Genomic DNA, 15949 nt, shown 5'->3' on the forward strand with positions numbered 1-15949 from the left:
TGCGCGACTGCAGAGCCCTATCGGGTCGTAGGCGAATGCGACGCGAGCCACTCCACAAGACCAAGGGCCGCAGCACGGCCCGTGGCAAAACAGGCCGTGAGCAGGTAGCCGCCCGTCGGCGCCTCCCAGTCCAGCATTTCTCCGGCGGCGAAGACACCTGGCAGAGCCTTCATCATGAAGCGATCGTCAAGCGCCGTGAAACGAATGCCCCCTGCAGACGATATCGCCTCGGCGATCGGCCGGGGTGACACCAACGGGATGGGAAGGCCCTTGATCAGCATGGCGACTGCCTCGGGGCGGAGCTGGGCAGCCTCCGGAACGATTTCCCGCAGCAAAGCCGCTTTCACGCCTTCAAGGCCGGCGGCCTTGCGCAGGCGTGTCGCCAGGCTTGCCTTGCCGCCCTGCCGCGCAAAATCCTGTGCCAGACGCGCCGCATCCCTGCCCGGAACAAGATCGACGACAAGATCGGCGGCCTGTCCGAGCTCAAGCCTGTCGCGCAAGGCCGCAGCATGGGCATAGACGAGACTGCCTTCGATGCCATGGCGGGTGACGACGAATTCGCCGGAAAAACTGCCGGCTTCCGACGTGACCTTGACGGATTTGAGCGGCGCACCGGCAAAGCGGTCTTTGAAAACCGTACTCCAACCGACGTCAAAGCCGCAATTTGCCGGCCGCAAGGGTGCTATATCGACGCCATTGCACGTCAGAATGCCTGACCATTCTCCGTCCGAGCCAAGCCGCGGCCAGCTGGCGCCGCCAAGCGACAGCAGCACGGCGTCGCACGAGACCTGCAGGCTGCCACCAGGGGTATCGAAGACGAGGTGGGATCCGTCAAGGCCGGTCCACCGGTGACGTGACCGGAAATTGACGCCCCGGCTTTCCAATCGGCGCAGCCAGGCGCGCAGCAGCGGCGAGGCCTTCATGGCGATCGGGAAAACCCGGCCTGACGTCCCGACGAATGTCTCCGTTCCAAGGCCGAACGCCCAGGCCCTCACATCGTCGGGGGTGAAGCCTTCGAGCGCCGAGCGGAGATTGGCGGTGGCTGCGCCGAACCGCGTGGCAAAGCGTGAATAATCTTCCGAATGCGTGATGTTCAGCCCGGACTTGCCCGCCAACAGAAATTTGCGGCCGAAGGTCGGCATGGCGTCATAGATCGTGACGGCATGGCCGGACTGTGACAGGGTCTCTGCCGCCATGAGCCCGGCGGGACCACCGCCGATGATCGCGATCTGCTTTCCAGTCATAAGTCCGTGCCATATCGGTTTCGGATTATTGTCTTGCGACCTCCGCAGCATTTGCGCAAGTGCCGGATGACATGCGAAGGCTTTGTCGGTGTGATCATCGACAGGATGGCTGGAAAGCCAAGCTTTCGCGCCTATGTTCATCGCCGACACGGATAAGGAGAGGGCAAGGCAATGGCGAACGGACAAAACATGTGGCATGGCGTGAAAATCGCGGACCTTGAAGGCAAGGCCGTGCTGATTACCGGCGCCTCCACAGGAATCGGGGCGGCACTTGCGAGGGCCTTCGCCGCGCAGGGCGCAAGCGTTGCCATCCATTACAACGAGAGTGTCGATGCTGCAGGCCGGCTGCTGGCGGAGGTCGAAGATGCCGGCGGCAAGGCGATGCTGGTTCAAGGGGATGTCTCCGCTGAAGGCGAAACGGAACGCGTGGTTGAGGACGCCGCCCGTCATTTCGGACGGCTCGATGGTCTGATCAACAATGCCGGCGGCATGCTCGGCCGACTGGCGACCGCTGAGATGACCGACGCACACTATCAAAAGGTCATGGACCTCAACGGCCGCTCGGTTCTCGCCGCGGCGAGGGCGGCGCATCCCTGGTTGCGCAAGCAGGGTGGCTTCATCATCAACACGACCTCGATTGCAGCCCGCAACGGCGGCGGCAACGGCGCAATTCTCTATGCTGCTGCCAAAGGCTTCGTGTCCACGATCACCCGCGGCCATGCCAAGGAGTTTGTCGGAGACAATATCCGCGTCAACGCGGTGGCCCCGGGGATCATTTCGACCCCCTTCCACGACCGCTACACCGATCGGGATATGCTCGAGGCCCAGCGGAAAACGGTGCCGATGGCACGCGTCGGATCACCTGACGACTGTGTCGGAGCCTATCTCTTCCTCGCTTCGCCAAGCCTTTCCGGATACATCACCGGCCAGATCATCGAGGTCAATGGCGGCCAGCTCATGCCGTGATCCATAGATTCGTTGCTGTGCTCGATCGAGGTTTACCTGGTACCAAGCACGCTGCGGACCTTGCTTGCCAGCTGTTCCAGCGTAAAGGGCTTCTGCAGAAAATTCGTGCCAGGGTCGAGAATGCCGTTATGGACCACGGCGTTGTTGGTATAACCGGTCGCGAAGATGACCCGCAGACCAGGCTGGAGCAACAGGGCCGCGTCAGCGAGTTTGCGGCCGTTCATGTCGGGCATGACGATATCCGTCAGCAGGAGATCGAAGGGCTTGCCCTCCTTGAGAATCCGAAGTGCTTCCGGGCCGCCATTGGCGGAAACGACGTGATAGCCGAGTTCGTTCAGCGCCTGCCGCACGAACAGCCTCACCCTGTCGTCGTCTTCCACGAGAAGAATATGTTCGTCGGCAGATCCGCGAGGGAAATTCGTCTCTTCCGGACGACGCTCGGCTGGCGATTCATCGCCATAGAAGCGCGGCAGATAGATCTTCAACGTCGTGCCGACACCGAGTTCGGAATAGATCTTGATATGCCCGCCGGTCTGGCGAACGAAACCGAACAGCTGGCTAAGGCCAAGGCCCGTACCCTTGCCGACTCCCTTGGTGGTGAAAAACGGATCGAAGGCTTTCTCCATGACATCAGGCGTCATGCCGGTGCCGGTGTCCGTCAAGGCAATGAGGACATATTGGCCGACACTGATGTCATGTTCCCCGGCATAATCGTCGTCGATATGCGCATTGGCTGTTTCGATGGTCAGACGACCGCCGTCCGGCATGGCATCACGCGCATTGACGGCGATGTTGAGCAAGGCGTTCTCCAGCTGACTGATATCGGCCTTGGTACGCCAGAGGCCGGCAGCAAGCACAGTCTCGATCCGGATATGTTCGCCGAGCGCCCGGGTCAAAAGGTCGTTCATCCCGGCAATCAGCTTGTTGCCGTCCACCGGTTCGGGCGAAAGCGGCTGCTGGCGCGAAAAGGCGAGAAGCCGCTGGGTCAGGGCAGCGGCCCGCTGCGCGCCTTCCGCCGCTCCAGCGATCAGCCGCTCCAGATCGTGCGTTTCGCCGCGCTTCAACCTGCGCTCTATAAGACTGAGGCCGCCAAGGATAACGGCGAGATTGTTGTTGAAGTCATGGGCTATGCCCCCGGTCAACTGGCCGACTGCTTCCATTTTCTGGCTCTGGCGCAGTTGCTCCTCCGACCGCCTGAGCGCGGCGGTGCGCTCCGCCACCTGTTCTTCGAGCGAAAGGGTGAGCATGTGGAGCTCTTGCTCCGCACGCCGCCGTTCGACGGCCTGTCGGGTTCGTTCCGCCACCTCGTTGATGAAGCGCAGTTCTCCCGGCTCCCAGACCCGGGGTACGCTATGCGTTATGAAGAAGAGAGCTGCCAAGCCGCTTTGTTCTCTGATCGGGATATTGACCAGGGATGCCACGTCAATGGCCTTGAAATTATCGACACTACCGCGCGTCCTGGGGTCGCGGCCAACATCCTCCAGCACGACCACGTCGCCGCGTTTCAGGTCATCGATAAAACTGCCATAGTCCCGGAAATTCTTAACGCCCTGGAGGCTACGGATCCCCTCGGCCGTCCAGTCCCTGTCGATCGTCACAGTCTCCCGTTCGAGATCGACCGTACCATAGCCGGCACGGCTGGTTTTCAGCATCCTGCCAAGCATCGCAGCCGCGGCATAAGCAACATCTGCCGGATCGTCCAGAAACCGGATTTCCTCCTGAAGATCAATGATTGCCGATCGCTCGATTTCACCCGTCTTGAGTTCGTGGATATCCGTGCACGTCCCGAACCATCGAACGATAGCGCCATCTTCGTCGCGAACTGCGTTGGCCCGGCCGATCACCCAGCGATAGACGCCGGTCCGGTGCCGAAGACGGTACTCGATATGATAGGGCTCGCCGGTTGTCAGGCAATGTCGCCAGATCGACCAGGCACGCTCCTGATCGTCCGGATGGAACATGCCGTTCCAGCCCTCGCCGTCGGTCGTGCCGTAGGGAACGCCCGTGAACTCATACCAGCGGTCATTGTAAAAATCGTGAAAACCGTCCGGGCGCGTCGACCAGATCATCTGATCGATGGAATTGGTAATGGCCTTGAGTTCGCCCTCGCTCTCGCGAAGCTTCAGCTCCATCTCGTGGCGCTCGTCGATATCAAGGACGGAGCCGATATAACCGCCAAAGGTGCCATCCGGCATGAACCGCGGTTCGGCGGTGTCGATTGCCCAGCGATATACGCCATCGGCACGCCGCAACCTGTATTCGATCCGGAATGCTTCCTGCTTTTCCAGGGCGGTAAGAAAAATATCGTTCGCACGCTGCCGGTCTTCAGGATGAGTGGCTTCAAGCCAGCCATAGCCCTCCGCCTGCTCGACCGTCTGTCCGGTGAAGGCATACCAGCGGGGATTGAGATAGGTGCAGTACCCGGCTTCATCGACCACCCACAACATAACCGGCGCGTGATCCGCCATGTTGCGAAATCGCTCTTCGCTTTCTTTCAGCTTCTGCTCGTAACGCGTCCGCTCCGTGGTTTCACTGACAATGCACAGAACACCGGCCGTTTCGCCGTTCTCGTCCGGGACAGCCGAATAGGAAATGTCGAACGTCACGGTCTCCGGCTTGCCGTAACGCTCGATATAGAATGGTCGATCCTTTGCCAGAACCGGTTCGCCGCGCTCTCGCACCTGATCCAGCAAAGGCTTCAGATCATCCCAAAGCTCCGCCCAGTTTTCCGAGGCCGGGCGGCCAAATGCATGCGGGTGTTTATTGCCGATCGTTGGTGCGTAAGTATCGTTATAAAAGGCTTTGTAGTCAGGCCCCCAGAACAGGACGATCTGCAGAGGGGCAGCAATTATCGTATCGATCATAACTTTGAGAGATGTCGCCCCGCCCGCTGCATCTTCAGACAACACGGTCTCTCCAACAGTCTTCAATAGGGTTCGAACGCTGATACGGCTGGTAGAAGTACATGTCATTTCTGGAAGTATCCTTGCAACAAGAGCCGTGGAGCGCGGATCGACGGCTTCCCAGAACCGCATGCACTTTGAGCGAGCGATTATCTAACGCTCCTTTTCCGGAAAGCAACAGCGCAACGGGCGCGAATATTTGAGCTCTTGACATATGTTCCGGCAACTATAATGTCAGGAAATTGGTATGACCACATGGCCAATTACCATGTCGGGGAGGAAACATGTTCTCTGCAGTGGAATCGCGCCGCCTGTATCGTCAGGTTGCCGATCAGATGCGTAGCCTGATTGAACGGGGCGAACTCGCCGCCGGGTCGCGGCTGCCTGCAGAGCGCGAACTGGCACAGAGGCTCGGCGTTTCCCGGCCGACGATCCGCGAGGCGCTGATCGTGCTTGAGGTCGAGGGCTTTATCGATATCCGCATGGGTTCGGGCATCTATGTCAATGCCCGCAAGCCCATGCTCGCCGATATTCCGCCGGAGGATTTCGAGGGACCGTTCGAGCTTCTGCGCGCTCGCGCGGTTGTCGAATGCGCGGTTGCAGAAGAAGCCGCCCGGCTGGCTCGACCGGAGCATATTCGGGGGCTCGATGACAATCTTGCGCGAATGGCCGATGCGCTCCATGACCGTCATGCGGCGCTTGCGCTCGACCGCGACTTTCACGTGATCGTATCGGGCATCATTGCCAATGCGACCTTGAGCCGGTTTGTCGGCAGCATTCACGACATGCGCATGACGCCCTATTTCGAAAAGCTCGCCAGCTATTTCGAGAACACCGAAACCTGGAGGGCGGCAATGGAGGAGCATTGCGTCATCCGCGACGCCATCGCCGCAGGTGACCCGGCGGCGGCGCGCGCAGCCATGCGCATGCATCTCGATCAATCGCAAATGCGTCTGTCGGAAAGCTTCGAGGAGAGGCCTGCCGGCAACACGATACCCGCCGCATGGAGTCGTGCCGGAGGAAACTAAGACATCAATGAACTTCAACTTGGGAGGAGATATAAGATGAAGCTCACACTGAAAATGCTACTGGGAGCCACGGTCGCAGTCCTGGCCTCGACACTGACGGCACAGGCCGAAACGGCCCTGAAATGGGCGCATGTTTACGAAACGTCCGAGCCTTTCCACACGGATTCCGTATGGGCTGCCGAAGAGATCGGCAAGCGAACCGAAGGGCGCTACAAGATCGATGTCTTTCCGGCATCGCAGCTCGGCAAGGAAGCCGATCTCAACCAGGGTCTGAAACTCGGCACCGTCGATATCATCATCTCCGGCTCCAGCTTCGCAGCACGCGAATCCAAGCCGATCGGCGTCACCTACTTCCCGTATATTTTCCGCGATCCGAGCCATCTGATCGCCTATACGAAGAGCGACATCTTCAAGAAGCTGTCAGCCGGCTACGAGGAAGCGTCGGGCAATCATATCGCCGCCGTGAGCTATTACGGCACGCGCCACACGACCTCCAACAAGCCGATCGAGAAATGTGCCGACATGCAGGGCCTGAAGATCAGGGTTCCCGACGTGCCGGCCTATCTTGCCATGCCCAGGGCATGCGGCGCCAATACGACGCCGATTGCATTCGCCGAGGTCTATCTCGCGCTGCAGAACGGGACGGTCGAGGCGCAGGAAAATCCGCTGACCACAATCGAGGCAAAGAAGTTCTACGAGGTCCAGAAGCACATCGTCCTGACGGGCCATATCGTCGATCACCTAAACACACTGATCTCCAAAACGCTGTGGTCGAGCCTGTCGGATGCGGACAAGGCGATCTTCACCGAGGTCATGCAGCAGGCCGCGGAGCGCACAACCAAGACGATCGAGGAGCGTGAAAACGCGCTTGTGGCCAGCTTCAAGGAAAAGGACCTGACCGTTACCAAGGTCGACAAGGCCGATTTCGAAAAGAACGTCATCGAAAAAGTGACCTTCGAGGAATTCGGCTACGACAAGCAGGATTGGGAAGCCATCCGCGCCATCAAGTGAACCGTCGTGCCGGCTGCCCGCAACGGCGGCCGGCATTCCTCTTCTCCTGTGCCGGATGATCCCATGCCACAAGAAATTCATACCCCGGTGACACCGGAGGAGCTTGCGCACTCTTTCGAAGACGCTGCGCCAACCGCTGACATTTCCGATTATGCCGTCGAAGACTGGGCCACGCTCGCGATCTTCTGGATCATGACCGGCTGCGTGTTCCTGCAGTTCTTTACCCGCTATGTGCTGAACAATTCCTATGCCTGGACCGAGGAAATCGCCACCAACTGCCTGATCGGCGTTGTCTTCCTGGGCTCGGTCATGTGCGTGCGGCTATCGCGCCATATTCAGGTCGACGTGCTCTATCACTACCTGCCGAAACAGGTCGCCCGGGCGCTGGCCATCTGTGTCGATATCGTCCGCATCGGCTTCTTTGCCTATGGCTGCTGGCTGATGTGGCGCTATGTGGCGATCGTCTCCGAGGAGCGCATGGTGACCGTCGACCTGCCGCGCAACATCGTCTTCTACAGTGTTTTTGCCGGTTTCGTGCTGATGCTCGGCCGCTCCATCCAGGTCTTCATTGCCAATCAGCGCCGCGGTTATTCGGTGCTCGAACGGCCCGAGGAATTTCAAAAGGTCGAGGATTGATCCATGCTCTTGCTCGTTGGCGGATTTCTTGCCCTGATGCTGATCGGCGTTCCTGTCGCCATCGCCATGGCCGTGTCCTCGGTCCTCTATCTGGTCTTCTACAATGTCGCTCCTGACATCATCGCCGCGCAGCGGATGATCGCCGGCGTCGAGAGCTTCCCGCTTCTGGCCGTTCCCTTTTTCATCCTGGCGGGAAACCTGATGAACTCGGCCGGCGTGACCGGCCGCATCTATTCCTTTGCCGTTGCCCTTGTCGGATGGATGAAGGGCGGGCTGGCCCAGGTCAACATCATCGGATCGGTCATTTTCTCCGGCATGTCCGGCACCGCGCTTGCCGATGCGGCCGGCATCGGGACGATCGAGATCAAGGCAATGAAGGAGCATGGCTATCCGGTGGAAGTGGCGGTTGGCGTGACGGCCGCATCGGCAACGCTCGGCCCGATCTTCCCGCCCTCGCTGCCTTTCGTCATCTACGGCATGATGGCCAATGTCTCGATCGGCGCCCTGTTCATGGCCGGCATCGTTCCCGGCGTCGTCATGACGGTGCTGATGATGCTCACAGTCGCGATCTTCGCCTACCGGCACGGCTGGGGTTCGGATACCCCGTTCGAGATAAGGCGCCTGATGGCCGCCTCCGTTGAAATCCTGATTGTCCTTGCCGTACCGCTTTCCATTTATCTTATGATGCTCGCCGGCTTTTCCCTCAACATTGCCGTCGGCATCGCCCTGGTCGCTCTGATCGCGGTCGACTGGTACTTCGATTTTTCCGCAGTCATGGCGCTGATGACGCCCGTGATCCTCATCGGCGGCATGACGATGGGGTGGTTTACGCCGACCGAGGCAGCTGTGGCGGCCGTGTTGTGGTCCCTCTTTCTCGGCCTCGTGCGCTATAGGACCATGACACTCTCGTCCCTCGCTCGCGCGACCTTCGACACGATCGAAACGACGGCGTCGGTGCTGTTCATTGTGACGGCCGCATCGATTTTCGCTTGGCTCCTGACTGTCAGCCAGGCGGCGCAGATGCTCTCCGGCGCGATCCTGACCATCACCGACAACAAATGGGTCTTCCTGATCCTGGTCAATATCCTGATGCTGTTCGTCGGTTGTTTCCTGGACACGATCGCGGCGATTACCATTCTCGTCCCGATCCTCCTGCCGCTGGTGCTCCAGTTCGACATCGATCCGGTGCATTTCGGCCTGATCATGACCCTCAATCTGATGATCGGACTGCTTCATCCGCCGCTCGGCATGGTCCTGTTCGTCCTGTCGCGCGTGGCGAAACTCTCGGTGGAACGCACGACCATGGCCATCCTGCCATGGCTGGTGCCACTGTTCATCGCGCTGATCCTCATCACCTTCATCCCGGCCATCACGCTCTGGCTACCGACGGAAGTGGGGCTGATCCGATGAGTGAGGACATTCCCCTTCAGACCCGGCTGGCAAGGCTTTATGGCCAGACCGATCTCCGGCTGGAGAATGCCGAGGTGGCAAGACCCGGCGATGGCGAGGTCCTCCTCAAGATGGCGGCAGCCGGGATCTGCGGTTCGGATCTCCACTATTACCAGGACGGCGGCTTCGGCCCCGTCCGGGTCCGGGAACCGATCATTCCGGGCCATGAAGCGTCCGGTACCGTTACGGTTCTGGGTAACGACGTCTCTGGGCTTGCAATCGGTGAACTTGTCGCCGTCAACCCGAGCCAGCCCTGCGGCGACTGCCGGTTCTGCAGCAAGGGCTTGCCGATCCATTGCACCAATATGCGGTTTATGGGCAGCGCCATGCGCCTTCCCCATGAGCAGGGAATGTTCCGCGATTGGCTGGTGGTCCCGGCGCGGCAATGCGTCTCGGCCGGCTCACTTATTTCTCCCGGCGAAGCCGCCTGCGCCGAGCCTCTGGCGGTCTGCCTGCACGCGGTTTCGCAGGCTGGAGATCTCAACGGCAAGTCCGTTCTGGTGACCGGCGCCGGCCCGATCGGCGCCCTCGTCATCGCGGCGACCCGGCATGCCGGTGCAGCCAGCGTCGTCGTAACCGACCTCGCTGATGCCGCACTGGAAAGGGCTATCTCCATGGGGGCGACCGAGACGATCAATGTCCGCCGTGATCCACAGCGGCTCGCAGTGTTCGAAAAAGACAAGGGGCAGTTCGACGTAGCCTTCGAATGCTCCGCAGCCGAACCGGCGCTTCGCAGCGCAATCGCCGCCGTGCGCCCACGCGGGCTGATCGTGCAGGTCGGCGTTACCGGTGACATCACGCTTCCTTTGAACGCGATCGTCGGCAAGGAACTGCGGCTGATCGGCTCGCAGCGGTTCGACACCGAATTTGCGCTGGCGCTCGACCTGATCGCCGATCGCCGGATTGATGTGCGGCCGATCATTTCCCATCGTTTTCCCATCGGTGAGGCAGTTCAAGCCTTCGAGCAGGCCGGCGACCGCTCGGCTGCCTGCAAGGTGCAACTGACCTTTCTTTCCTAAAGGAGTTTCCATGCGACACACGTGGCGTTGGTTCGGCCCGGTCGACCGGGTGAGCGTACAGGATGCGGCACAGGCAGGCGCGCTCGGGATCGTCAGCGCCCTGCATCATATCCCGACAGGCGAGGTCTGGCCCGTCGAAGAGATTGCCAAGCGGCAGGCGGAAGTGCGGGCGGGCGGACTGCAATGGGATGTCGTCGAGAGCGTTCCTGTCTCCGAAAGCATCAAGACGCAGACCGGCGAGTGGCGCAGTCACATCGCCAACTGGCAGGAAACCCTGCGACGGCTGTCCGCAGCCGGAATAGGAACTGTCTGCTACAATTTCATGCCCGTCCTCGACTGGACGCGCACAGACCTGCGCTGGACGACGCAGCACGGCGCCAAGGCCATGCGTTTTGACAGAATCGATTTCGTCGCTTTCGACGTTCATCTCCTGGAACGCCCCGGTGCAGCGGAGGACTACGATGCCGAAACCCTGGAGCGGGCGCGCCAGCGCGTTCGGGACATGAGCGACGATCGCAAACTTTCGCTTTCACGCAACATCGGCGCGGGCCTTCCGGGCTCCGCCGATGGCTACAGCCTGCCCCAGCTTCGGGACCATCTGCGAACGTACGACGGCATCGACAGGAGAAGACTGCAAAGCAATCTTATCGACTTCCTTGCGGAGGTGACACCCGTTGCGGAACAGGTTGGCATCAATATCTGCGCTCATCCGGATGATCCGCCATGGGCTTTGCTTGGCCTGCCGCGCGTGCTGTCGACAGCCGACGACTATGCCGTCATGCTCGATGCGGTGAACAGCCCGGCAAACGGCGTGACCGTATGTACGGGTTCTCTCGGCGCGCTGGCTGCCAACGACCTGCCGGCCATGGTACGCCAATTTGCACCCCGGATCCATTTCGTGCACCTGAGGAATGTCCGTCGCGAGGAAGACCGCACGCCCTGCTCGTTTTACGAAGACGAACATCTGGAAGGCGGCACGGATATGGTGGCGGTGATTGCGGAGCTCCTGAAAGAGGAAAAGCGCCGTCGGGACACCGGCCGCGCCGATCACGAAATTCCGATGCGGCCGGACCACGGGCAGGAGATTCTCGACGATCTCACCCGAGGCGCCCAGCCAGGCTATCCCGCCATCGGACGCTTGAAAGGGCTCGCCGAATTGCGCGGCATAGAGCGCGCCTTGTCCCACTCCGTGTACGGATTGTCCTGACCATGAAACGCCTATCTGCCTCGTCTTCCTTTCCCTTGAACGTCGTAACGCCGAATTATGACCGGGCTTCATTGAAGGCGGGCATCGTGCATCTCGGCTTTGGTGCGTTTCACCGGGCACATCAGGCCGTTTATACCGACGCGGCGCTCGAAGCGGATTTTGGGGATTGGGGCATCGTCGGGGTCAGTTTGAGATCGAGCGACATGATCCGCGATCTCAAGGCGCAGGATCATCTCTTTTCGGTAACAGGCCGGGGGGCGGATGCAACCGAGATCAGGGTCGTCGGCTCGGTCATCGGCGGCTTGTCCGCCCGGGAGCAGCGCGAGGATCTTCTTGCGCTGCTCGCCGATCCGGCCATCCGCATCGTCTCCATGACCGTAACGGAAAAGGCCTATGGCATCGATCCTGTCACAGGCGGTCTCGATCCCGGGCATCCTGCCGTGGCCGAAGATCTGGCGAACCCGCGGCAGCCAGCAGGCGTAATCGGTGTCATCGTAGAAGGTCTGGCACGGCGGCATGCTGCCGGCGCCCTGCCCTTCACAGTGCTGTGCTGCGACAATCTCCCGACCAATGGCGGTGTCGTGCGACGTTTGGTCACCGAAATGGCAACGATCCGCGATTTGGCATTGGCCGACTGGATCAGGGAGTATGGAGCCTTCCCTTCGACAATGGTCGATCGTATCGTTCCGGCGGCCACGTCGGCGACACGGCAGCGGGCGGCAGAGCTTCTCGGGGCGGACGATGCGCTTGCGCTCGACACCGAGCCCTTCATGCAATGGGTCATCGAAGACCATTTCGTATCCGGCCGGCCGGCCTGGGAAGCGGCCGGCGCCCTGTTTGTCAACGCTGTCGAGCCATACGAGAAGATGAAGCTGCGCATGCTGAACGGCGCTCATTCCATGATCGCCTATCTTGGACAGGTCCGGGGCCTCGAATATGTTCGTGACGTCATGGCTATCCCGGACTGCCGGGCCGTCGTCGAGCGCTATATGCGGGCGGCGGCACTGACGCTGGATCCGGTTCCCGGCATCGACCTCGATGCGTACCGGGAACAACTGCTAGCACGTTTTGCCAATCCGACCATTGCCCACAAGACGCGCCAGATCGCCATGGACGGGAGCCAGAAACTGCCGCAGCGTACCTTTTTCTCCGCGGTGGATGATCTGGTTGCAGGACGCGATGGTGGGATTTTCGCCTATGCCACGGCGGCATGGATCGCCTTTCTGCTTCGGGCAACAGCGCTGGACGACCCTCGCCGGGACGAGCTTGCAGATGCAGCCGCCAAGGTCGCGGAAAGCGGCAATCCACGCTTCGTTTTCGCCATACCAGGGTTGTTTCCGCAACCACTGCTGGAAGACGAAGCTTGGCTGAATCGTGTCGCACAGGATCTTCAGGAGATCGTCCGAACTGATAACCGCTGATTGCACTGATTGAGACGTACGGCCGGAACCAATTGACGGGCAGCAACGTTCCTCTCCCGGTTGAAACCAGAGGATTTATCATGAACCGTATCATCTACATCGTCGGACTCGTCGTTATCGTTATTGCAATCCTGTCCTTCTTCGGCCTGCGCTGATCCCGCGGGTCCCCAAATAATTCCATTTAAGCTGGAACATTCCCAGTTCTCTCCGGTTTATCCAAGCCAGAAGAAACAGGGGAGGAATCCTTATGCCATCAAGTGAACAACTCCGCGTTCAGTATGACTGCATCAGCAAAACCGTGCTTTTGCAGTGCAAGGAAAGAAGTCACGTTCTGTCTGAACGCTTTGAGAACAAGGACAGCGCGGAACGCGCGGCCCAGAAATATGCCGAGACGCACTGGGGCTATCGGGCGCCCGTCACCACTCAGCAATAAACGAACTGTTGAACCATTTCATGCTTGGCCCGGCTGACAACCGGGCCTTTCGCATTTTATCCCGACGATGGTCGAGCCGGCCTTTCCGATTATGTCTCGACAACGCGATCGTCAGACGATGTTTGCTTCAGTTGCTGCTCGCGGAAGAAAATGAACAGCCCGGAGGCGACGATGAGAGCCGCGCCGATGACGACGGTTAAACGCGGCGTATCGCCAAAGAAGAACCAACCGAAAATCACCGCCCAGAACAGCAGCGTGTATTGCAGCGGCACGACGGTTGCCGCATCCGCGAGTTTCAACGAGCGGCTGACAAAAAGATGGGCAAGCATGGCGACGATCCCCAGCAAGCTGAGCGAGAGCAGCGCCTGAAGATCGAGTGGCGTCCAGCCCTCAGGATTGGCTGCAACGCCGAACAGGGAAAAGATCAGGGCTCCACCCAATTGCCAGAAGATCAGCGTTATATCGGGCGTCGCGCGAAATTTGCGGCCGAGCAACAGCGCGAAGGCAAAAGCCGTGCTGCCGGTCAGAGCAATCAGCGCCGGCAGGGAAAAGCTCTGCTGCGATGGTTCAAGCGCGACGAGGACGCCGGCAAACCCGATCAGGATCGCGGTCCAGCGTTTCCAACCGACCTTCTCGCCCAAAAGAAATGGCGACGCCGCCGCCACATAGATCGGCGCTGCCAGCCAATAGGTCATGGTATCGGCAAGCGGCATATAGGCGACCGCGAAGTAGAATGCGGAAGCATCCGCGGCGAACAGAAACGCGCGCAGAGCATGCAATCTAGGTCGCTCGATCTTGACGAGGCTGCGCCAGCCGCGACGGACGAAGAACGGCGTCAGAACCAGAAGGGCGGCCAGGCTTCTGATGACCATCAATTGACTGACGGAATGGGTCGAGACGAGCCATTTTCCCATCACGTCGTTCAGCGAAAACATCAGCATGCCAAGGAGCATGATCAGCACGCCAAGGCGGGCTGAATGTCTCGAGGAGCGTATGGTATTCAGTCCGGCTTCCATGGCAATAATCCCGTTATGCTTCTGCCACTCGCATATTCGCGTGGCGTGATCCAGAGCGGAAAGCGGATGACTGCGTGAACAAACGGCATGGCTGCGTATTGTGATTGACTGGGTAAAAGCTCGATTTGCCCCAGCGCTTACGGTAAAGGGACGTCCACGGACCATGCCAGGACTTGATCTTCTGCCGATCGTCGCTAATTACTGGGGAATTCCGCAGTGCAGGGCATTTCACGCCTGTGGAGTAAACCTGATACCGGGCCCCTCTGGCGAGATTCTACGGCGCTCTCGTGATGTCGGTATCACCCGCAAATAAGCCGGCGGACGATAAGCATATGACACTCCCCAACATGTATCCGCATGCCGTTGGCATGCGGAATTTTTCCGTAGATCTTACGGTGCTCCTGAACTCCGGTTACCAGGGGGCGCGGCCATGACACCCGCCCCAACGCAAAACTCGGTGCTTGGCTATTTCACCTGGTCCTTTATCGTCACCGTGCTGGGACTGGCGCTCGGTGCCTGGCTTGGCTGGCAGACAACCGGCACGATCGGCGGCATGGCCACCGTCTTCTTCATCTGCGTGGTCCTCGCCGTCCTTGAAATCTCGCTCTCTTTCGACAATGCCATCGTCAATGCCAACAAGCTGAAGGACATGACGCCAATCTGGCAGCAGCGGTTCCTCACCTGGGGCATCCTTATTGCCGTCTTCGGCATGCGCATCGTCTTTCCGCTGCTGATCGTCGTCATCGCCGCCAATATCGGTCCGATCGACGCGATCGTCCTGGCGGCAGCGCGGCCCGAGGAATATGCGCGCATCATGAACGACGCCCACCTGCCGATCGCAGCCTTCGGCGGAACATTCCTGATGATGGTCGGCTTGAAGTTCTTCTTCGATCACGAGAAGGATGTTCACTGGATTGCCGCAATCGAACGGACAATGTCGAAAGCGGGCTCGATCAAGGGCGCTGAGATCTGCTTCGTTCTCGTCGTCATGCTGGTCTTCTCCTCTTTCCTTGAGGGCGAAGAGGCCGTGACCTTCATCTACTCGGCAATCTATGGCCTGGTTACTTTCCTCGTCGTCGAGGTTATCGGCGGCATTCTCGACGCGTCCGAGCAAACTATGAGCGCGGCGGCAAAGGGCGGTGTCGGAGCTTTCATCTATCTGGAAGTCCTCGATGCCAGCTTCTCCTTCGACGGGGTAATTGGTGCTTTCGCGCTGACCCAGAACCTCTTCATCATCGCAATCGGCCTTGGTATCGGCGCCATGTATGTGCGCTCGATGACCATCATGCTGGTCGAGAAGAAGACGCTTGCCGAATATCGCTACCTGGAACACGGTGCCTTCTACGCGATCCTGATCCTCTCCGTGATCATGTACGTTCAGACGCTCGTTCACATTCCGGAAGTCATCACCGGCCTGGGCGGCGCCGGTCTGATCGGTCTGTCGCTGTGGTCGTCAATCCGCCATAACAGGCGTGAACTCACCGGCTATCGACACGCCGAGGCGTGACGAGGCTTAAATGAACAGAAGAAGCCCGCCGGTCGAAAGACCGGCGGGCTTATACATTGTGAGGCTGGAACATTGTTATGATGTTCCGGCCTCGTTTGTCATTGGGTGG

12 protein-coding genes are annotated in these 15949 nt (G+C 59.8%); 9 read left to right on the forward strand and 3 right to left on the reverse strand.

The features are described 5' to 3' along the window. Positions 1 to 17: 17 nt before the first annotated feature. Positions 18 to 1244 carry a TIGR03862 family flavoprotein gene (locus PY308_RS20435; RefSeq protein ID WP_275786371.1) on the reverse strand — a complete coding sequence of 409 codons (1227 nt, stop codon included), beginning with the start codon at positions 1242 to 1244 and terminating at the stop codon, positions 18 to 20. A gap of 171 nt (positions 1245 to 1415) precedes the next feature. On the opposite strand from PY308_RS20435, the gene PY308_RS20440 reads away from it, so the two are divergent. Next, positions 1416 to 2210, forward strand: coding sequence for an SDR family NAD(P)-dependent oxidoreductase (locus tag PY308_RS20440; protein WP_275786374.1), 795 nt, complete (start codon positions 1416 to 1418; stop codon positions 2208 to 2210). A gap of 32 nt (positions 2211 to 2242) precedes the next feature. On the opposite strand, the gene PY308_RS20445 is transcribed toward PY308_RS20440, so the two are convergent. Further along, entirely contained in the window at positions 2243 to 5116 is a 2874-nt protein-coding gene (locus PY308_RS20445) for a PAS domain S-box protein (protein WP_275786377.1), read from the reverse strand. A gap of 281 nt (positions 5117 to 5397) precedes the next feature. On the opposite strand from PY308_RS20445, the gene PY308_RS20450 reads away from it, so the two are divergent. The 7 genes from PY308_RS20450 to PY308_RS20480 all read left to right on the forward strand — a co-directional run bounded on the left by PY308_RS20450 (position 5398) and on the right by PY308_RS20480 (position 12884). Further along, the gene (locus PY308_RS20450; RefSeq protein ID WP_275786380.1) at positions 5398 to 6141 is read left to right on the forward strand and encodes a FadR/GntR family transcriptional regulator; all 744 of its coding nucleotides are present in this window, start codon (positions 5398 to 5400) and stop codon (positions 6139 to 6141) included. A gap of 36 nt (positions 6142 to 6177) precedes the next feature. After that, complete coding sequence (locus PY308_RS20455; RefSeq protein ID WP_275786382.1) at positions 6178 to 7152, forward strand: sialic acid TRAP transporter substrate-binding protein SiaP; 975 nt, start codon at positions 6178 to 6180, stop codon at positions 7150 to 7152. A gap of 63 nt (positions 7153 to 7215) precedes the next feature. Next, positions 7216 to 7788: a TRAP transporter small permease gene (locus tag PY308_RS20460; RefSeq protein ID WP_275786384.1), complete on the forward strand. Its 573-nt coding sequence runs from the start codon at positions 7216 to 7218 to the stop codon at positions 7786 to 7788. A 3-nt stretch (positions 7789 to 7791) separates the two neighbouring features. Continuing rightward, a complete protein-coding gene (locus PY308_RS20465; protein ID WP_275786385.1) occupies positions 7792 to 9198 on the forward strand; it encodes a TRAP transporter large permease in 1407 nt (468 codons plus the stop codon). Beyond that, entirely contained in the window at positions 9195 to 10256 is a 1062-nt protein-coding gene (locus PY308_RS20470) for an L-idonate 5-dehydrogenase (RefSeq protein ID WP_275786386.1), read from the forward strand. The genes PY308_RS20465 and PY308_RS20470 overlap by 4 nt, the downstream gene beginning before the upstream one ends. Before the next feature lie 10 nt (positions 10257 to 10266). After that, positions 10267 to 11463: a mannonate dehydratase gene (gene uxuA, locus PY308_RS20475; RefSeq protein ID WP_275786389.1), complete on the forward strand. Its 1197-nt coding sequence runs from the start codon at positions 10267 to 10269 to the stop codon at positions 11461 to 11463. Positions 11464 to 11465: 2 nt separating this feature from the next. After that, positions 11466 to 12884, forward strand: a complete 1419-nt coding sequence (locus PY308_RS20480) for a mannitol dehydrogenase family protein (RefSeq protein WP_275786392.1) — start codon at positions 11466 to 11468, stop codon at positions 12882 to 12884. A gap of 522 nt (positions 12885 to 13406) precedes the next feature. Here PY308_RS20480 and PY308_RS20485 read toward each other — a convergent pair. Further along, entirely contained in the window at positions 13407 to 14333 is a 927-nt protein-coding gene (locus PY308_RS20485; RefSeq protein ID WP_275786395.1) for a DMT family transporter, read from the reverse strand. 430 nt (positions 14334 to 14763) lie between these two features. Between PY308_RS20485 and PY308_RS20490 the strand changes: the two genes are divergently transcribed. Next, on the forward strand, positions 14764 to 15840 hold the full coding sequence (locus PY308_RS20490; RefSeq protein ID WP_275786398.1) for a DUF475 domain-containing protein: 1077 nt from the start codon (positions 14764 to 14766) through the stop codon (positions 15838 to 15840). Positions 15841 to 15949: the final 109 nt, after the last annotated feature.

This window comes from Pararhizobium gei (assembly GCF_029223885.1).
Classification (GTDB): Bacteria; Pseudomonadota; Alphaproteobacteria; order Rhizobiales; family Rhizobiaceae; genus Pararhizobium; species Pararhizobium gei.